A 17430-nucleotide genomic window follows, 5' to 3' on the forward strand; every position below is an offset into this window, starting at 1 on the left:
GTCACAGATCGTAGCCGTAGGAACGGATCAGGTCCTTGACGTTCGGGCTTTGGAGAAGCTGCAAAAGCGCCTTCGCGGCCTCGTTGTCGGCGCCCTTCTTCAGCAGCACCGCGTCCTGGCGGATTGGGTCGTAACTCGCCTGCGGAATCACCCACATCGAGCCTTCCTTGAGCTGGCCGCCTTCGAGCACCTGCGACATCGCCACAAAGCCGACGTCCGCGTTGCCGGTCTTCACGAAGTTGAAGGTCTGGCCGATGCTCTCGCCCTGCACCAGCTTCGGCGCTACCGCGTCCTTCAGCCCCAGCTTGTCCAGCACCTGCACCGCGGCGGCGCCATAAGGTGCGGTCTTGGGGTTGGCGAAGGCGACCTTGCCCAGGTCGGCCGCCTTGAGCACCGCGCCCTGGCCGTCCACACGGCCGGGCTTGACCGACCACGGCACCAGCTTGCCGGTGGCGTAGGTGAAGCGCGTGCCCGGCTGCGCCAGGCCGTCCTTCTCCAGCATCTCGGGGCGCTCGTTGTCGGCCGAGAGGAACACGTCGAACGGCGCGCCGTTCCTGATCTGCGTGTAGAACGCGCCCGACGCGCCGGTGGAGATCTTCAGCGTGTGGCCGGTGGTTTTCTGCAGCACGGCAGCAACGGCCTTGATCGGCTCGGCGAAGTTGGCCGCTACCGCCACCTGGGCTTCGGCGGCGAGGGTGTTGGTATGGGCCAACGCGGCGCACAGCAGAACGGAGACGGAAGAGAGCAGCAGACGCATGGGCACCTCGCAACACGGAGACCATCGGGATGGCTGTAGATTCGTTATTCCTGAATGGAATAGCGAGTGTAGCGCGCATCAGTGACGCGCTTTGGTTTGCTTCCTTGCTTGGCAATATGGGACGGAATGACCTTACTTTTTCCAGAATGTCCATCTCAAGTGCAGACGTACGCTGTCGATAACTTCCTCGAAACGCGGCTATTTGCGTCTCAGGGGGTAGTCTGTTCAACGAAAGTAGGTTCTTCAATGCAAGCTTTTTCCAAGGCGACGGTTGGTCGTCGTCTCGCAATGGCCTTCGGTGCCAGCGTTCTCGTCCTTGTCGGTGTTGCCTCCGTGTCGCTCTACAGCGCGTCGCGTCTGGCCGAGGCTGACCGCTGGAACGTCCACACGTACAAGGTGTTGGGGACCGCTTCTGAGCTGCTGGAGAACATGATCAACATGGAAACCGGCGCGCGCGGTTTCATCGTGTCCGGTCAGGAACAGTTTCTGGCCCCTTGGGAAGGAGGCCGCAAAGCCTTCGATGCAGCCTGGAAGGAGGTCAAGGAGCTCACCTCCGACAACCCGACACAGCAACGCAGGCTGGACGACATGAAGGCACGACGCGACGAGTTCGAGGCGGTGGTCAATGGCCTGTTCAAGTTGCGCCGCGACGCAGCGGCAGGAAGTGCAGACATGCAGGCCGTCGTGGCCGAGTTCTCTCAGGCCAAGGACAAGGCTGCCATGGACGCTTTCCGTGGGTTGCATGCCGAGTTTGAAAAAGCCGAGCGCGATCTGCTGGTGGCTCGCAGTGCGGATGCTGAAAACATGCGGTCCACCAACCAGGCCGCGGTCATCACAGGATCTTTGCTTGCTGTCCTGATGGGCATCGGTCTTGGACTCTGGATCACCCGCAGCATCACCCGTCAGCTGGGCGGTGAGCCGGACGAGGCGGCGCGCGTGGCGCAGGAGATTGCCAAGGGCAACCTGGGTGTGAATGTTCAGGTGCGCACGGGGGACGACACCAGTCTCATGGCTTCCATGAAAAACATGCGAGACAGTCTTGCGTCGATCGTCAGCCAGGTCCGCGCCGGCAGCGACAGCATCACCACCGGCAGCACCCAGATTGCTGCTGGCAACCAGGACCTCTCCAGCCGCACCGAGCAGCAGGCGTCGAACCTGCAGGAAACAGCGGCTTCGATGGAACAGCTCACCAGCACTGTGAAGCAGAGCTCTGACAACGCCCAGCAGGCCAACCAGCTGGCGCGCTCGGCGAGCGAAGCGGCCAGCCGTGGTGGCGAAGTGGTGGGCCAAGTGGTGGGCACCATGGATGAGATCACGGCCAGCAGCAAAAAAATTGCCGACATCATCGGCGTGATCGATGGCATTGCCTTCCAGACCAACATCCTCGCGCTCAACGCGGCAGTGGAAGCTGCTCGCGCCGGCGAGCAGGGACGTGGCTTCGCGGTGGTGGCTGGCGAGGTGCGCACACTGGCGCAGCGCAGCGCGGAAGCGGCCAAGGAGATCAAGACCTTGATCAGCAACTCCGTCGACAAGGTGGAAGTAGGCAGCCGCCAGGCCGCCGAGGCCGGGCAGGCCATGAGCGAGATCGTGTCCCAGGTCCTCAAGGTGACCGATCTCATCGGAGAGATCGCCAGTGCAGCCTCCGAGCAGAGCAATGGAATTGGCCAGGTCAATCAGGCGGTCACACAGATGGATCAGGTGACTCAGCAGAACGCCGCATTGGTTGAAGAAAGCGCTGCCGCAGCCAACAGCCTGTCCCATCAGGCACAGAAGCTGGCCGAAGCAGTGAGCGTTTTCAGACTGGCTTGACGCCCTACCACCCGGCAAAACTGTGCAGAAAGGGATGGCATGGAACAATCGGTCCATGCCTGATCCCAACGTCGAGAACCTCTCCGAAGCCCTCGGCCACGCCCCCGCCGACAAGCGCCTCGAAGTCCTGCGCCGCGTGGCCGAGACCGGCTCCATCTCGCAGGCGGCGCGTGATGCGGGCATCAGCTACAAGGCGGCCTGGCAGGCCATCGACACGCTGAGCAACCTCAGCGGGCAGTCGCTGGTGGAGCGCACGGTGGGCGGCTCGGGCGGGGGCGGGGCGCGCATCACGTCGCAGGGCCTGCAATTGCTCTCCCTGGCGGACGAGCTTTCGCGGGCGCGGGCGGCGGTGCTCTCGCGGTTCTCCGGCGCCGCCGCCTTGCCGATGGTGCTGGGCCTGCGCACCAGCATGCGCAACCAGCTGCCGTGCCGCGTGGAGGCGGTGGAGCCGCTGGGGCCTGACGACCCGGCGGTGCTGGTGCGGCTGCGCACGCCGGGGCAGGCGCTGCTGACGTCCAGCATCACGCGAGAGAGCGCCGACCTGCTGGCGTTGGCCGCGGGGCTGGAGGTGCTGGTGCTGTGCAAGGCGACAGCGGTGCGCGTCGGCCGTGGTGAGGTGGCGGAGGCGTCCGGCCAGTGTGTGCTGCAGGGTCGCATCGAGCGCCTTGCGCGCGGGCAAGTTCGCGATGAAGTGGTGTTGGCCCTGGACGGCGGTGGACAGTGGGTGGGCTTCGCAGAGCATCCGTTTGCCGCGCGCAAGGGGCAGCGGGCCTGGTCGGTGATGGGCGCGTCGGCGCTGGTGGTGGGGCTGGCGGGCTGAGGGCCTGGGCGCGTTGCCCACTTATGCACGGGCTTGCCGTACCTCGCTGGGGCAGTGTCACGCGTGACACACGGCGGTACACCGTGACACTGTCAATAAACGGAGCATTCGTCTCAGATTGAGTCGGTCCCTGCCCCTGGCACGGATGTTGTGGACAGAAGCGTCAGCCGATCCGGCTTTGTTCACAACCACCCCTTTCAGAGGACGACACATGATCTACGCAGCTCCCGGCGCCGCAGGCGCCAAGATCACCTACAAGCCCAAGTACGACAACTTCATCGGTGGCAAGTGGACGCCTCCGGTCAAGGGCGAGTACTTCGAGGTCATCACGCCCACCACGGGCAAGCCTTACACCATGGCGGCCCGCTCCACGGCGGAAGACATCGAACTGGCACTGGACGCGGCCCACGCCGCCGCCGACAAGTGGGGCAAGACCGACGCCGCCACGCGCAGCAACATCCTGCTGAAGATCGCCGACCGTCTGGAAGCCAACCTGGAACTGCTGGCCTACGCCGAGACCGTCGACAACGGCAAGCCGATCCGCGAGACGCTGAACGCCGACATTCCGCTGGCGGTGGACCACTTCCGCTATTTCGCCGGTGCCCTGCGTGCGCAGGAAGGCGGCATCAGCGAGATCGACGAGAACACCATGGCGTACCACATCCACGAGCCGCTGGGCGTGGTGGGTCAGATCATTCCCTGGAACTTCCCGATCCTGATGGCCGCCTGGAAGCTGGCCCCCGCCCTGGGCGCCGGCAACTGCGTGGTGCTCAAGCCGGCCGAGAACACCCCCATCTCCATCCTGGTGCTGGCCGAGCTGATCGCCGACCTGCTGCCCCCGGGCGTGCTGAACATCGTCAACGGCTACGGCCGTGAAGCCGGCATGCCGCTGGCCACGAGCAAGCGCATCGCCAAGATCGCCTTCACCGGCTCCACCACCACGGGCCGCGTGATCGCCCAGGCCGCCGCCAACAACCTGATTCCCGCCACGCTGGAACTGGGCGGCAAATCGCCCAACATCTTCTTCGCCGACGTGATGGACAAGGACGACTCGTTCCTGGACAAGGCGATCGAAGGCCTGGTGCTGTTCGCGTTCAACCAGGGCGAGGTCTGCACCTGCCCCAGCCGTGCGCTGATCCAGGAAAGCATCTACGACAAGTTCATGGAGCGCGTGCTCAAGCGTGTGGCCGCCATCCAGCAGGGCGACCCGCTGGACACCGACACCATGATGGGTGCGCAGGCTTCCAAGGAACAGCTGACAAAGATCCTGTCCTACCTGGACCTGGGCAAGCAGGAGGGCGCCGAGGTGCTGTGCGGTGGTTCGCAGGCCAAGCTGTCCGGTGAACTGGGCGGTGGCTACTACGTGCAGCCCACGCTGTTCAAGGGCCACAACAAGATGCGCATCTTCCAGGAAGAAATCTTCGGCCCCGTGCTGGCCGTGACCACCTTCAAGGACGAAGCTGAAGCCCTGGAAATCGCCAACGACACGCTGTACGGCCTGGGCGCTGGCGTGTGGAGCCGCAACGGCAACGTGGCCTACCGCATGGGCCGCGCCATCAAGGCTGGCCGCGTGTGGACCAACTGCTACCACGCCTACCCCGCGCACGCCGCCTTCGGTGGCTACAAGGAGTCGGGCATCGGCCGCGAGACCCACAAGATGATGCTGGACCACTACCAGCAGACCAAGAACCTGCTGGTCAGCTACAGCGAGAACAAGCTGGGCTTCTTCTGATCCCCACAAGGGTTTCGGAGTGCGAGGGGAGGCGGGCAACCGCTTCCCCTTTTTGGTTTTCAAAACAAGGAGACAGACATGGTTGAAAAAGTCGTGGCGACCCCTGCGGCGCTGGAGCTGATCGAGTTCCTCAAGACCAAGCACGGCCCCGGGCTGATGTTCCACCAGAGCGGCGGCTGCTGTGACAACAGCGCCGCCAACTGCTACCTGCTGGGCGAGATCACCATGGGCCAGGGCGACGTGTTCCTGGGCGTCATCGGTGGCTGCGAGTTCTACATGAGCAAGTCGCAGTACGCCACCTGGCGCCACACGCAACTGATCATCGACGTGATCGAAGGCCACGGCGGCACCTTCTCGCTTGAAGGGCCGGAAGGCAAGGCGTTTCACACGCGCTCGCGGGTGTTCACTGCGGAAGAGCTGGCGGAGCTGGATGCAGATGGGCCAGCCTGAGGGGCCTCTGTCTCTTCGTTGGTGCGGGGCGCACGTCGGTGCTAACCCTGATGTGCGCGCGTGGTCGATTCGGCTTGCGCTCACGGTCGGGCCGCACCAGGGTCGCGTGCCTAAGCTGGCGGCACCGCATCCCCCCACCCTCGAACCAGGAGACACCCATGAAGCCCAAGACCAGCGAAGCGTATGTGCAGATCGATGCCGTTGAATGGCAGCCCTTCCCCGACGCCTTCTCCACCGGCGGCATTCGCTGGAAGCTGCTGAACGTGGCGCCCGAGATGGGCTCGTGGACGGCGATCTTCGACTGCCCCGCGGGCTCGTCTTTCGCCGCCCACATCCACGCCGGGCCCGGCGAGTACTTCCTCACCTGCGGCCGCATGGACGTGCGCGGTGGCAAGGCGGCCGGCGGTGACACCGCGGTGGCGCCCGGCTACGGTTTCGAGTCCTCCGGCGCGCGCCACGACCGCACCAACTTCCCGGTGGACAGCGAGTTCTACATGACCTTCCTCGGGCCGCTGACGTTCATCAAGCCCGATGGATCGCCCATCGCCGTGATCGGCTGGGAAGAGGCGCAGGGCGCCTGGGGCTGAAGGAACGCCATGAAACAGCTGAACACATCCAATCGACGGCAGGCCCTTGCAGGAGGCGCGATGGCACTCACTCTTCCGATCCTCGCCCTGTCCAGTGAAGCGGCCGCAGGTGAGCAGGCATCGAGCGCGACCCAGAAGGTGCTGGATCACCACCTGGGCGCTTTTGCCAAAGGCCTCGACGAGCTCATGCGCGACTACTCGGCGGCGTCGGTCATCCTGACGCACGACAAGCAGTACCGGGGCGTGACGGAAATCAGGGGCTTCTTCGATGGCTTCCTGAAGTCGGTCCAACCCGGGTTCTGGGAGTCGTTCAAGATCAACGCGCAGGCCATTGACCGCGACGTGGCCTACCTGGTGTGGGAAGCCAGGCCGTTCGTGAACATCGCGACCGACACCCTGGTGATTCGCCGCGGGAAGATCGTGGTCCAGACGTTCACGGCAGCCTGACGACGTGACCGCAACCAAGCTCATCCACACCATGATCCGGGTGCGCGACCTGGACGCCTCGCTCCGGTTCTACCGCGAGGTGCTGGCGCTGACCCCGTCGCACCGGCTGGACTTTGCAGACTTTTCGCTGGTGTACCTGCGCAATGACGAGACCGACGCCGAGATCGAGCTGACCTGGAACAGGGGCCGGCAAGAGCCCTACACCCACGGCGACGGCTACGGTCATGTGGCGGTGGTGGTGGACGATGTGCCCGCCCGGCATGCCGAGTTGGTGCAGGCCGGCCATGCCCCGTTGCCGGTGAAGGAGTTCAAGGCGGGCGAGACGCTGCTGGCGCGCTTCTTCTTCATCCTCGACCCGGACGGCTACAAGATCGAGGTGCTGGAGAGGCACGGCCACTACCGCTGATGCCTTGGCGCCCGCAACGCGCAGGCCTATCATGCCGGCGGGGGCGTGGACGGTCCGGCAGAAGACCGCGGAACTATCGGAGACGCAGATGCTGATGAAGACCCATGCGACCAGTCCCGCGCCCATTCAGGAGTGGTCCACGGCGGGCCTGACCCTGTCCGACACCACCGACGCCTGGCAGGCCGCGCTCGCCGAGAACTACGGCGAGTGGCAGGTGGCCCAGGCGGTGGGCGACGGCTTCACGGCGAACATCCGCAACCGCGACTTCAATGGTGTGCGCCTGGTGGAATGTGTCTGCGACCCCTGCACCGGGCGGCGCCTGCCGCAGTTCATCGAACGCGCGCCCGAGCCCTACATCGGCGTGCAGATCACCAAGGCCGGCCGCGAACGGTTTCACTTCGGCGGCGAAGACATCAGCCTGGGCGCGGGGGACATGGTCATCTGGAGCGGCTCGATACCCACCGAGTTCACCGTGATGGAACGCCTGCACAAGGTCTCGCTGGTGTTGCCGTGGGCCGACGTGCAGGAACGCCTGCCCCGGGGCTCGGCGTTCACCGGCACGGTCATCGACAGCCGCGTGGGGATCGGGGCCGTGCTGTATTCCCACGTCGACAGCCTGGCCCGCCAGCTGGAGGTGTTCACCGAAAACGACCACGCGGCCGTGCGCCGCGCCACGCTGGAGCTGCTGGCCGCGGCCATGAGCCACCGGGTGGAGGTGCCCCAGCGCGCGCTGGCGCAGCGCTACCTGAAGCAGCTGCAGGACCACATCCTGAACAACCTGCAGGACGAGCACCTGCCCCCGACCAGCATCGCCGCCGCCAACCACATGTCGCCGCGCTACGTGCACCTGCTGTTTGCGCAGATCGGGGTGAGTGCGTCGGCCTGGATCAGGACGCAGCGGCTGGAGCGCTGCCGGGAGGACCTGCGCAAGCGGGCGTACCGCGACAGCAGCGTCGCGGAGATTGCCTACACCTGGGGGTTCACCGACCCCTCGCATTTCGCGCGCGTCTTCAAGCAGCAGTACGGCGTGGGGCCGCGGGAGTACCGGGAGGGCGGGGCCCGGCCCGCCGGCTGACTGTTCCATTTCCGAACACCTTCAGCCGCCATGGGCGTGGCACGGAACTTGTAGCCAGAATCGGGCGGAACACACACCGCCCGCACCACGCGCATCGGCGCGCCGGTGACTTGATGGAGACAAGACAATGACCCCACGCCCCACCTTCGCCCTGCGCCGCCTGAACGCCGCGCTCCTCATGGCCCTGGCCGGCACCGCCGACGCCCAGACCTTGCAGGAGGTTGTCGTCAGCGCCTCGCGGCAGGAGCAGCAGAGCTTTGACGCGCCCGCCTCGGTGCAGGCCGTGGGCCAGGACGCCATCGAGGCCGCCGGCCCGCGCGTCAACCTGTCCGAGGTCATGACCCGGGTGCCCGGCATCACGGTGCTGAACCGCCAGAACTACGCGCAGGACCTGCAGCTGTCCATCCGCGGCTCGGGCTCGCGCTCGCCCTTCGGCATCCGCGGCGCGCGGCTGATCGTGGATGGCATTCCCGCCACCATGCCCGACGGCCAGGGCCAGGCGTCGACCATCAGCCTGCCCTCGGCCCAGCGCATCGAGGTGCTGCGCGGACCACTGGCCCAGCTCTACGGCAACTCGACCGGCGGCGTACTGCAGGTGTTCACCGCCGATGGTCCGGCCAAGCCTGAGGTCCGCTTCAGCGTGGACGCCGGTTCCGAACAGCTGCGACGCTACGGCCTGCAGGCGGCAGGGCAGAGCGGTTCGCTGAACTACGTGGTCGACCACAGCGACTTTTCCACCGACGGCTGGCGCACCAACAGCGCGGCCCAGCGCAAACACACCAACGCCAAGCTGCGCTGGGCGGCCAGCGACGCCACGAAAGTCACCCTGGTGGCCAACGCGTTTGACCAGCCCGAGTCGGGCGACCCGCTGGGCCTGACGCGCGAGCAGTTCGAAGCCAATCCGCGCCAGGCGGTGGCGAACTCCACGCTCTACAAGGCCGGCAAGGACGTGTCGCAGAACCAGGTCGGCCTGGTGGCAGAACACCAGCTGGATGCCAAGAGCGAACTTTCGGCGCGGGTCTACGCGGGCCAGCGCGACCTGGACAACCGGCTCTCGATTCCGCTGGTGGCGCAGACCTCGCCCACGGCGGCCGGCGGCGTGGTGCAGCTGGACCGCAGCTACAGCGGCACGGGTCTGCGCTACGCACGGCGCATCGCGGCGGGCGAGGGTGAGGTGCGGCTGAGCGCGGGGCTGGACGTGGAGCGCATGAGCGAGCGCCGACGCGGCTTCATCAACAACTTCGGCGAGCAGGGCGAGCTCAAGCGCGACGAGGACGACAGCGTGGACAGCACGGGCGTCTACACCCAGGCCGACTGGGCGATCAACGAGGGCTGGAGCGCGGTGGCCGGCCTGCGCGCCAACCGGGTGAGCTTCAAGGTGCAGGACTTCTTCGTGCGCCCCGGCAACCCCGACGACAGCGGCCGCGCGCGCTTCAACGCCACCAACCCGGTGATCGGGCTCACGCGCCACCTCAGCCCCGACACCAATGTCTACGCCAACGTTGGCAAAGGCTTCGAGACGCCGACGCTCACCGAGATCGCCTATACCGCCGACGGCAGCGGCCCCAACCTGAACCTCAAGTCCGCGCGCAGCACCCACGTGGAACTGGGCCTGAAGACCAGGCTGGGCGAAGGCCAGCGGCTGGACGCGGCGCTGTTCCACATCGGCACCACCGACGAGATCGTGGTCGCGTCCAGCAGCGGCGGCCGCACGGTCTACACCAACGCCGGCAAGACCAGCCGTTCGGGCATCGAGCTGGCGCACAGCGCGCAGTGGAGCCCCGAATGGCGCACGCACCTGGCGTTCTCCACGCTCAACGCCCGCTTTGATGAGGCCTTTGCCAGCAGCAGCGGCGCCACCGTGGCCAAGGGCAACCGCATCCCCGGCACGATGAACCGCACGCTGTTCGGCGAGGTGGTCTGGCAGCCGCGCGCCTGGCCCGGCTTCACCGCCGCGCTGGAGGCGGTGCACCGTGGCTCGATGGTGGTGGACGACGTGAACAGCGACCGCACCGACGCGGCCACGCTGTTCAACCTGCGCCTGGGCTGGGAACAGAAGCTGGGCGCATGGAAGCTCAAAGAGTACGTGCGCGTCGACAACCTGGCCGACAAGGCCACCATCGGCTCGGTGATCGCCAACGACGGCAACCGGCGCTTCTTTGAACCTGCACCCGGACGCCAGTGGGGTCTGGGTGTGACGGTCTCTTACGCCTTCTGAAGCGCCCGAAGGACTTCCGTCTGGAAGTCCGGGCCTTCGGCGGCAGCCATGAAGCTGTCGATGCCGCCGTCGAAGCGCACCGTGCCCTGGTGCAGCAGCAGCAGCCGGTCGGCGGTCTTTACTTCTTCGATGAGGTGCGTGGCCCAGAGCACCGCCAGGCCCTGGTCGCGGCACAGGCCGCGCACCGTGTCCAGCAGCTGCTGGCGCGAGGCCGGGTCCAGGCCCACGGTGGCCTCGTCCATCAGCAGCAGGCGCGGGCGGTGCAGCAGCGCGCGCACCAGCTCCACCTTGCGCCGGGTGCCGCCCGAGAGGCTGCGCACCACGGCCTTCGCCTGGTCCTGCAGGCCGATGGCGGCGAGCTGCGCGTCGATGCGTTCGCGCGCCGTCTTGCGCGGGATGCCGTGCAGGTCGGTGTGGAACAGCAGGTTGGCCATCACCGTCAGGTCCAGGTCGAGCGCACTCTGCTGGAACACCACGCCCAGGCCCGCGAGCGCGCGCGCGGGGTGCTGGCGCATGTCCTGGCCGAGCACATGAATCGTGCCCTGGTCGGGCGTGAACAGGCCGGTGAGCAGCTGCAGCAGCGTGGACTTGCCGGCGCCGTTGGGACCGAGCAGGGCCACCATCTCGCCGGCTTGCATCGACAGGGTGACGCCCTTGAGCGCGGGTTTGCCGTTGTAGGCCTTGTGCAGGCCCTCGGCCTGCAGCACGGAGTCGGAGGCGGGCGATGTGGGGTCGGTCATGAGGCGGTCTTGGCCAGCAGGTTCATGCGCGCGAGCAGCTTCTTCTCGCGCTCGACAGTGGCGAGCACCGCCTGGCGGTAGTCGCGCGTGCCCAGGTAGTCGAGCGACTGATCGTACTTGGCAAGCGCGCCCGCATGGCGTTCGCTGAACATGGCCTTGTGGAACACGTCGTGCAGCTTCTGCACCACCGCGGGTGGTGTGGCGGCCGGTGCGGCCAGGCCCCAGGGGGAGGTGTAGACCGCCTGCGGGTAGCCCAGCTCGCGCATGGTGGGCGCGTCGGGCCAGCGCGGGTTGCGCGCGGCGTTGAAGGTGGCGAGCACGCGCATCTGGCCTTTCTCGACCCAGGGTGCGAAGCCGGTGGAGTTGACGCCCGCCATGATCTGCGCGCCCGCGATGGCGAGCATCTGGTCGGCCGTGCCCTTGTAGGGCACGTGCACGTACTTCACGTTGTGCTGCAGCAGGATCTCTTCCATCGCCAGGTGGGCGGTGGTGCCGACGCCGGTGGAGCCCAGGATGAGTTCGCCGGGGTGCCTGGTGGCCCAGTCGATCAGCTCGGTGACGCTCTTGAACGGGCTGTTGGCCGGCACCAGCAGGCCGAAGCTCACGCCCGAGACCTGCAGGATGGGTGCGAGGTCGGTCACCGGGTCCCAGGGCACGTGGTTCATCAGCGCGTGGCGGTAGACGGTGATGGGCACCTGGCCGATGGTGTGACCGTCAGGCTCGGCCGCCTTGAGTGCGGGCGCCACCAGCGTGCCGGCCGCGCCGGGCTTGTTGACCACCAGCACCGGCTGGCCCAGCAGCGGCTCGGCCTCTTCGCACAGGATGCGGATCGTCAGATCCGTCTGGCCACCCGCGGGCCAGGGCACGATGAGCTGCAGCGGCTTGCTGGGGAAGGGCGCCTGGGCCCTTGCCAGTGGTGCTGCGGCCAGTGCCACACCCCAGCCCAGCCATTGCCGGCGTGTCACACCAGGGTGTGTCGGAATGGAACAGCGAGGGACAGGGGTGTTGCGTCTGGCCATGGCGGCGGGTGTGATGTCTCAGGGTTTTCCCCGGCGCAGAGGGGTGTCACAGGCCGGTTTGGAAGGTCAGGAGGCAATATCCATTCCCAGGGTGGACTGGCATCGAACTTGCGCATTGCAGGCGGTTCGCCAACCACTTCAAGGAGACAAAGACATGGCCCTTCGTGCCACCGCATTCCGCCGTTCCCTGCGCCCCCTCACCGCGGCCCTGTGCGCCGCCGGCGCCTCGCTCGCCTTCAGCCTGCCTGCCCATGCCGAAAGCAAGGTCTACGTGTCCAGCGAGAAGGACAACAAGCTCTACGTGTTCAACACCGCGGGCGAGCGGCAGGGGGCCATCGACGTGTGCAAGCGCCCGCGCGACATGTCGTTCAACGCCGATGGTTCGCAGATCTACGTGATCTGCGGCGACAGCAACGCCATGGGTGTGGTGGACGTGGCCGGCGGCAAGCTGGCCGGCACAGTGCCGCTGGGCGAGAGCCCGGAGATGTTCGACCTCAGCCCCGACGGCAAGACCGCCTACGTGTCGGTGGAAGACGACAGCGTGCTGGGGGCCTACGACATCGCCACCAAGAAGCCGGTGTTTGAAGTGAAGACCGGTGGTGAGCCCGAAGGTGTGCTGGTCACGCCCGATGGCAAGACGGCCTACGTCACGTCCGAGGTGGCCAACGTGGTCCACGTGATCGACCTGGGCACGAAGAAGGTCACCAAGAACATCAAGGTCGGCAAGCGCCCGCGCCGCTTCGTCATGTCGCCCGACGGCAGCGAGCTGTGGGTCACCAACGAACTCGATGCGACCGTGAGCGTGGTCGACACCAAGACCCACACCGAGAAGCAGAAGATCAAGTTCGAGGTCAAGGGCATGCGCCCGGCCGACATCACGCCCGTGGGCATGGCGATCAGCCCCGACGGCAAGAGCATGTGGGTGGGCCTGGGGCGCGCCAACCACGTGGCCGAGGTGGACGTGGCGAGCAAGGCGGTGAAGAACCAGGTGCTGGTGGGCAAGCGCGCCTGGGGCCTGGGCTTCACGCCCGATGGCAAGACCCTGTTCGTGGCCAACGGCCTGTCGGACGACATGACGCTGGTGGACACCGCTGCGGCCAAGGCGATCAAGACCGTTCCCGCCGGTCGCGTGCCACACACCATTCTTGTGAGCAAATGACAGAGTCTGTGGCCCACCCCCATCGCTTGCCCACTTCGTGTGGCCGCTCCGCCCCTCAAGGGGCAATGCCTGCGGCCCGGCAAAGCCGGTTCCGCGGCATTCTGGGCTTGGGTTTGTGGTGTGCCTGCGTGTGGGCGTCGGTGCCTGCTCCAGCGCTGGCCGCCACCAAGGTCACCATCGCGGTGGTGTCGCTGGACGGCGACCCGCGCCACGCGCCGAGGTGGCTGGAGAAGGCCTACCCCGGCCACCCGACCGGGCGCGCCATCGACGGCGTGACGCTGGCGGCCGAAGACTCGGCGTTCGAGCTGGACGCCGCCGGCATCGCGCTGGAGGTCAAGGACGTGGTGCTGCCCAACGCAGCGGGCCTGAACAAGGCCCTGGCCGAGCTGAAGGCCGCCAAGGTGCAGCATGTGGTGGCCGACCTGCCGGCGGCCGAACTGCGTGCGCTGGTGCAGGCCGCGCCGGCCGCGCTGGGCGGGGCCATCGTGTTCAACGCCGCGGCCGACGACGACGCGCTGCGCGGCGCGCAGTGCGCGGCGCACCTGCTGCACACCATCCCCAGCCGCGCGATGCTCAGCGACGCGCTGGCGCAGTACCTGGCCGCGCGCAACTGGCGCAAGGCCCTGGTGCTGCAGGGCCCGCTGCCGGGCGACGCGCCCATGCTGGAGGCCTTCAACCGCGCGGCCAAGCGCTACGGCATCAAGGCCACGTCCACCAAACCCTTCAAGCTGACCGGCGACCCGCGCGAGCGCGACCTGGGCAATGTGCGCCTGCTCACCGGCAGCGACCGTGAACACGAGGTGGTGGCGGTGCTGGACAGCGACGGCGAGTTCGCGCGCACCGTGCCCTATGCCACGCAACTGCCGCGGCCGGTGGTGGGTGCCAATGGTCTGGTGGCCGTGCCCTGGCACCCGCTTTGGGAGCGCAATGGTGGCCCGCAGCTCTCGCGCCGCTTTGCCAAGGACCACAAGCGCCCCATGACCGGCCACGACTGGGCCGCCTGGATCGCGGGCCGTGCAGTGGCGACCGTTCTGGTCGATCTGCCCAAAGCGCCCATCGCGCAGCAGCTCAAGGCGCTGCGCGGCGGGCCGGTGGCGGTGGACGGCTTCAAGGGCCCGCGCCTGTCGTTCCGCGCCTGGGACGGGCAGCTGCGCCAGCCGATCTTCCTGAGCCATGTCGACGGTGTGGTGGGTGTGGCGCCGCTGGACGGCGTGCTGCACCCCAAGGAAGTGATGGACACGCTGGGCGTGGACGAGGCGGAAAGCGCATGCAAACAGCGACCCTGAACGCCCCTGACCCGGCGCCCGCCCTGCTGCCCCACCTGCTGCGCGCCCTGCGCGCAGTGGTGGGCCGCGAGATCGGGCGCTTCCTGCGCCAGCCCTCGCGCCTGGGCTCGGCCCTGGTGCGGCCGCTGCTGTGGTTCGTGGTGTTTTCCGCGGGCTTCCACAACGTGTTCGGCGTGGCGATTGCGCCGCCCTACGAGACCTATGTGGAATACAAGGAATACATGGTGCCCGGCCTGCTGGGCATGGTGGCGCTGTTCAACGGCATGCAGAGCTCGCTCTCCATGGTCTACGACCGCGAGATGGGCGTGATGCGCCTGCTGCTCACCGCACCGCTGGCGCGCGGCTGGCTGCTGGCCTTCAAGCTGCTGGCGGGCACGGCGCTGTCGGTGTTGCAGATGGTGGTGTTCCTGGCGATCGCGTGGGCCTTCGGCGTGGAGCTGCCGCTGCTGCACCTGCCTGCCGCCCTGCTGGCGATGGTGTGTGGCGCGGTGATGCTGGCCTCGGTCGGGCTGGTGCTGTCGGTGTATGTGAAGCAGCTGGAGAACTTCGCCGGCACGATGAACTTCGTGATCTTCCCGATGTTCTTCATCAGCCCCGCGCTCTACCCGCTGTGGAAGCTCGAAGAGTCGGGCGCCTGGTGGCTGCTCAAGCTGGCGCAGGCCAACCCCTTCACCCACGCGGTCGAGGCGATCCGCTTTGCGATGTACGGGCAGTTCAACGCCACGGCCTGGGCGGTGGTGCTGGGCTGCACAGTGGTGTTTTTTGTGGCCGCGCTCTGGGGTTACGACCCTCAGCGGGGTTCGATCAGCAAGAAGCCTGGCGGCTGAGCCAGGCCCGGAGATCCAGTCATGCGCCTTGCTTCCAACCGCCGCCAATGGTTGCTGTCGACCGCCGCGCTGATCGGTGGGTCTGCGCTGGCGCAGGAAGACCAGACCGGCGGCGATCCGCTGGGCTCGATGCAGTACCCCAGCCTGCGCGAGCAGACCATCGGCAAGGCCACAGCGGTGTTCAGCGACGCGGTGATCGTCAAGGGGCCGGCCTTCGCCGACGACGCGATGAACGTGCCGCTGCTGGTGGACGCGCGGGCGCTGTCCGCGGTCGGTGGCGGGGTGGCGCGCATCAAGGTGGCGGTGGACCGCAACCCGGTGCGCCAGGTGCTGGACTTCGAACCGCTGCGCGCGCTGCCCATGCTCGCCTTCCGCATCCGCATGGAACAGGCATCGCCGGTGCGCGCCTTCGTGCAGACGAAGGACGGGCAGTGGCACGTGGGCAGCACCTGGGTGCAGGCAGCGGGCGGCGGCTGCACGGTGCCCGGCCTCACCCGCGCCGACGGTTCGTGGAGCAAGACCCTGGGCCAGGTGCAGGCGCGCTTTTTCAACAACGTGATCGAAGGCAGCCGCCGCCTGCGCCTGCGCGTGATGCACCCGATGGACACCGGCCTGGTGGCGGGCATCCCGGCCTTCTACATCGAGCAGATGGAGCTGCAGGACCCGGGCGGCCAGGCGTGGTGGCGCATCGCGCTGCACGAACCGGTGTCGGAGAACCCGCTCATCACCTTCGAGCTGCCGCCCGCGTCACCACCGGCCTTCCGTCTGCTCGGGCGAGACAACAACGGCAACCGCATCGACGCGGAGGTAAGGGCGTGAAGCGCCTGTCTTGGATGCTGCTGGCGCTCGCAGCGGGTGCGGTGCAGGCGCAGCCGGTGGCCGTGCCGCCGTTCGCTTCAAAGCCCGACCTGGCGCGCGCAGACTACGACCTCAAACCCCGCCAGATCGCGCCAGGCACCTGGGTGATCGAGGGTGAGGTGGCCGATTTCTCGCGCTCCAACGGCTGCAACATCATCAACACCGCCTTCATCGACACTGGCGACGGCGTGGTGGTGATCAACACCGGGCCGTCGCGGCTGTACGGCGAGCAGCAGCGCCGGGCCATTGAACGGCTGACCAAAGCGCCGGTGCGCAAGGTGCTGCAGCTGAACCTGCACCCCGACTACTTCTTCGGCCACCAGGCCTGGGCCGACCGGCCGACCGAAGCGCTGACCGGCACCATCGCCGGCGCGCGCGCCGAGGGTGGCGCCTACGCCGACAACCTCTACCGGCTCTGCGGCGACTGGATGCGCGGCACCGAGTCCACGCCCTCGCGCGAAGCCATCGATCCCAAGGCACTGCCGCAGACGCTGCCACTCGGAACGCACAAGCTGGAGCTGATGCGCCTGCACGGCCACACCGCCGACGATCTGGTGGTGCTGGACACCACCACCGGTGTGCTGTTCGCAGGTGGCCTGGTGTTCACCGAGCGCGTGCCGACCATGCCGCACGCCGACTTCGCCGCGTGGCTCGCGAGCCTGGACACGCTGGAGCAGCTGCTGGCCAGCGGCAAGGCCAGAACCGTGGTGCCCAGCCACGGGCCGGTGCACGAGGGCGCGGCAGGTGTGCGCCAGACGCGCGACTGGCTGCAGTGGCTCACCACGCTCATGCAGTCGTCGGCCGAGCGTGGGCTGGACCTGGGCGAGGTGCTGCGCACGCCGGTGCCCGAGCGCTTCGCGAAATGGGCCGCGCAGCCTGCGGAACTGCAGCGCTCGCTGACCCAGTGGTACCCGCGCTACGAGCAGCGCGTGCTCGCTGCGCCGCCGCGGTGACACATTTTTGAACAGTGTCACAAGGGTGTCCCGGCCACTGTGCCGCGGTTGGCGCAGTTGAGGCCTTCGAGGGCCGCTCCCGGGGCCTTCAGCGGGTCCAAACGTCGGTGTAAACCCTAGGCCTTTCGGGGCCAGCCTGCTGGCACAGATGTTGCCCTTTCCTGCCTGTGATGTGTACGCCAGGCACCGGAGGGTCGGAGCCACGAGCGGTCCGGCGGCACCCACCACAGAAAAGCCATCAACCCTCGAACGAGCAGGAGACCCACAGTGAAACGCACCCTACTGAG

17 protein-coding genes are annotated in these 17430 nt (G+C 67.3%); 14 read left to right on the forward strand and 3 right to left on the reverse strand.

What is annotated here, in order from left to right; all coding sequences use genetic code 11:
• Nucleotide 1: 1 nt before the first annotated feature.
• On the reverse strand, nucleotides 2-757 hold the full coding sequence (gene modA, locus HFL01S_RS02490) for a molybdate ABC transporter substrate-binding protein (RefSeq protein WP_066254181.1): 756 nt from the start codon (nucleotides 755-757) through the stop codon (nucleotides 2-4).
• A 246-nt stretch (nucleotides 758-1003) separates the two neighbouring features.
• Between modA and HFL01S_RS25880 the strand changes: the two genes are divergently transcribed.
• The 9 genes from HFL01S_RS25880 to HFL01S_RS02535 all read left to right on the forward strand — a co-directional run bounded on the left by HFL01S_RS25880 (nucleotide 1004) and on the right by HFL01S_RS02535 (nucleotide 10301).
• A complete protein-coding gene (locus HFL01S_RS25880) occupies nucleotides 1004-2566 on the forward strand; it encodes a methyl-accepting chemotaxis protein (RefSeq protein WP_066254184.1) in 1563 nt (520 codons plus the stop codon).
• Between the two features lie 55 nt (nucleotides 2567-2621).
• Nucleotides 2622-3386 (forward strand): TOBE domain-containing protein, encoded by a 765-nt coding sequence (locus HFL01S_RS02500; protein WP_066254186.1) that lies wholly within the window; start codon nucleotides 2622-2624, stop codon nucleotides 3384-3386.
• A 211-nt stretch (nucleotides 3387-3597) separates the two neighbouring features.
• Complete coding sequence (adh, locus tag HFL01S_RS02505) at nucleotides 3598-5118, forward strand: aldehyde dehydrogenase (protein WP_066254191.1); 1521 nt, start codon at nucleotides 3598-3600, stop codon at nucleotides 5116-5118.
• Between the two features lie 78 nt (nucleotides 5119-5196).
• Nucleotides 5197-5568 carry a DUF779 domain-containing protein gene (locus tag HFL01S_RS02510; protein WP_066254193.1) on the forward strand — a complete coding sequence of 124 codons (372 nt, stop codon included), beginning with the start codon at nucleotides 5197-5199 and terminating at the stop codon, nucleotides 5566-5568.
• Between the two features lie 158 nt (nucleotides 5569-5726).
• Nucleotides 5727-6155 carry a cupin domain-containing protein gene (locus tag HFL01S_RS02515; RefSeq protein ID WP_066254197.1) on the forward strand — a complete coding sequence of 143 codons (429 nt, stop codon included), beginning with the start codon at nucleotides 5727-5729 and terminating at the stop codon, nucleotides 6153-6155.
• Nucleotides 6156-6164: 9 nt separating this feature from the next.
• Nucleotides 6165-6602 (forward strand): nuclear transport factor 2 family protein, encoded by a 438-nt coding sequence (locus HFL01S_RS02520; RefSeq protein WP_245644723.1) that lies wholly within the window; start codon nucleotides 6165-6167, stop codon nucleotides 6600-6602.
• A 31-nt stretch (nucleotides 6603-6633) separates the two neighbouring features.
• Complete coding sequence (locus HFL01S_RS02525) at nucleotides 6634-7008, forward strand: VOC family protein (RefSeq protein ID WP_066254657.1); 375 nt, start codon at nucleotides 6634-6636, stop codon at nucleotides 7006-7008.
• A gap of 88 nt (nucleotides 7009-7096) precedes the next feature.
• The gene (locus tag HFL01S_RS02530; RefSeq protein WP_066254203.1) at nucleotides 7097-8083 is read left to right on the forward strand and encodes a helix-turn-helix domain-containing protein; all 987 of its coding nucleotides are present in this window, start codon (nucleotides 7097-7099) and stop codon (nucleotides 8081-8083) included.
• Between the two features lie 127 nt (nucleotides 8084-8210).
• The gene (locus HFL01S_RS02535) at nucleotides 8211-10301 is read left to right on the forward strand and encodes a TonB-dependent receptor family protein (protein ID WP_066254205.1); all 2091 of its coding nucleotides are present in this window, start codon (nucleotides 8211-8213) and stop codon (nucleotides 10299-10301) included.
• On the opposite strand, the gene HFL01S_RS02540 is transcribed toward HFL01S_RS02535, so the two are convergent.
• Both HFL01S_RS02540 and HFL01S_RS02545 read right to left on the reverse strand, forming a co-directional pair.
• A complete protein-coding gene (locus HFL01S_RS02540) occupies nucleotides 10289-11041 on the reverse strand; it encodes an ABC transporter ATP-binding protein (RefSeq protein WP_066254209.1) in 753 nt (250 codons plus the stop codon). The genes HFL01S_RS02535 and HFL01S_RS02540 overlap by 13 nt on opposite strands.
• On the reverse strand, nucleotides 11038-12006 hold the full coding sequence (locus HFL01S_RS02545) for a tripartite tricarboxylate transporter substrate binding protein (RefSeq protein WP_245644724.1): 969 nt from the start codon (nucleotides 12004-12006) through the stop codon (nucleotides 11038-11040). Before HFL01S_RS02545 ends, HFL01S_RS02540 begins: the two co-directional genes overlap by 4 nt.
• 208 nt (nucleotides 12007-12214) lie before the next feature.
• Here HFL01S_RS02545 and HFL01S_RS02550 point away from each other — a divergent pair, with 208 nt between their 5' ends.
• The 5 genes from HFL01S_RS02550 to HFL01S_RS02570 all read left to right on the forward strand — a co-directional run bounded on the left by HFL01S_RS02550 (nucleotide 12215) and on the right by HFL01S_RS02570 (nucleotide 17143).
• Nucleotides 12215-13219, forward strand: coding sequence for a PQQ-dependent catabolism-associated beta-propeller protein (locus HFL01S_RS02550; protein WP_066254214.1), 1005 nt, complete (start codon nucleotides 12215-12217; stop codon nucleotides 13217-13219).
• Nucleotides 13220-13347: 128 nt separating this feature from the next.
• Nucleotides 13348-14505, forward strand: coding sequence for a type 1 periplasmic-binding domain-containing protein (locus HFL01S_RS02555; protein ID WP_066254218.1), 1158 nt, complete (start codon nucleotides 13348-13350; stop codon nucleotides 14503-14505).
• On the forward strand, nucleotides 14487-15332 hold the full coding sequence (locus HFL01S_RS02560) for an ABC transporter permease (protein WP_066254221.1): 846 nt from the start codon (nucleotides 14487-14489) through the stop codon (nucleotides 15330-15332). The genes HFL01S_RS02555 and HFL01S_RS02560 overlap by 19 nt, the downstream gene beginning before the upstream one ends.
• Before the next feature lie 21 nt (nucleotides 15333-15353).
• Nucleotides 15354-16151 (forward strand): quinoprotein dehydrogenase-associated SoxYZ-like carrier, encoded by a 798-nt coding sequence (locus HFL01S_RS02565; protein ID WP_066254224.1) that lies wholly within the window; start codon nucleotides 15354-15356, stop codon nucleotides 16149-16151.
• Nucleotides 16148-17143, forward strand: a complete 996-nt coding sequence (locus HFL01S_RS02570) for a quinoprotein relay system zinc metallohydrolase 1 (protein ID WP_066254228.1) — start codon at nucleotides 16148-16150, stop codon at nucleotides 17141-17143. Before HFL01S_RS02565 ends, HFL01S_RS02570 begins: the two co-directional genes overlap by 4 nt.
• The last annotated feature ends 287 nt before the right edge of the window (nucleotides 17144-17430 follow it).

Origin of the sequence: Hydrogenophaga flava NBRC 102514 (assembly GCF_001571145.1) — a bacterium.
In the GTDB taxonomy this organism is placed as follows: Bacteria; Pseudomonadota; Gammaproteobacteria; order Burkholderiales; family Burkholderiaceae_C; genus Hydrogenophaga; species Hydrogenophaga flava.

What these genes read in the sequence shown, in the direction of transcription:
- HFL01S_RS25880 (WP_066254184.1), top strand. Translation starts at nt 1,004, where the DNA reads ATGCAAGCTTTTTCCAAGGCGACGGTTGGTCGTCGTCTCGCAATGGCC.
- HFL01S_RS02510 (WP_066254193.1), top strand. Translation starts at nt 5,197, where the DNA reads ATGGTTGAAAAAGTCGTGGCGACCCCTGCGGCGCTGGAGCTGATCGAG.
- adh (WP_066254191.1), top strand. Translation starts at nt 3,598, where the DNA reads ATGATCTACGCAGCTCCCGGCGCCGCAGGCGCCAAGATCACCTACAAG.
- HFL01S_RS02500 (WP_066254186.1), top strand. Translation starts at nt 2,622, where the DNA reads ATGCCTGATCCCAACGTCGAGAACCTCTCCGAAGCCCTCGGCCACGCC.
- HFL01S_RS02530 (WP_066254203.1), top strand. Translation starts at nt 7,097, where the DNA reads ATGCTGATGAAGACCCATGCGACCAGTCCCGCGCCCATTCAGGAGTGG.
- HFL01S_RS02560 (WP_066254221.1), top strand. Translation starts at nt 14,487, where the DNA reads ATGCAAACAGCGACCCTGAACGCCCCTGACCCGGCGCCCGCCCTGCTG.
- HFL01S_RS02520 (WP_245644723.1), top strand. Translation starts at nt 6,165, where the DNA reads ATGAAACAGCTGAACACATCCAATCGACGGCAGGCCCTTGCAGGAGGC.
- HFL01S_RS02540 (WP_066254209.1), bottom strand. Translation starts at nt 11,041, where the DNA reads ATGACCGACCCCACATCGCCCGCCTCCGACTCCGTGCTGCAGGCCGAG.
- HFL01S_RS02525 (WP_066254657.1), top strand. Translation starts at nt 6,634, where the DNA reads ATGATCCGGGTGCGCGACCTGGACGCCTCGCTCCGGTTCTACCGCGAG.
- modA (WP_066254181.1), bottom strand. Translation starts at nt 757, where the DNA reads ATGCGTCTGCTGCTCTCTTCCGTCTCCGTTCTGCTGTGCGCCGCGTTG.
- HFL01S_RS02550 (WP_066254214.1), top strand. Translation starts at nt 12,215, where the DNA reads ATGGCCCTTCGTGCCACCGCATTCCGCCGTTCCCTGCGCCCCCTCACC.
- HFL01S_RS02565 (WP_066254224.1), top strand. Translation starts at nt 15,354, where the DNA reads ATGCGCCTTGCTTCCAACCGCCGCCAATGGTTGCTGTCGACCGCCGCG.
- HFL01S_RS02515 (WP_066254197.1), top strand. Translation starts at nt 5,727, where the DNA reads ATGAAGCCCAAGACCAGCGAAGCGTATGTGCAGATCGATGCCGTTGAA.
- HFL01S_RS02535 (WP_066254205.1), top strand. Translation starts at nt 8,211, where the DNA reads ATGACCCCACGCCCCACCTTCGCCCTGCGCCGCCTGAACGCCGCGCTC.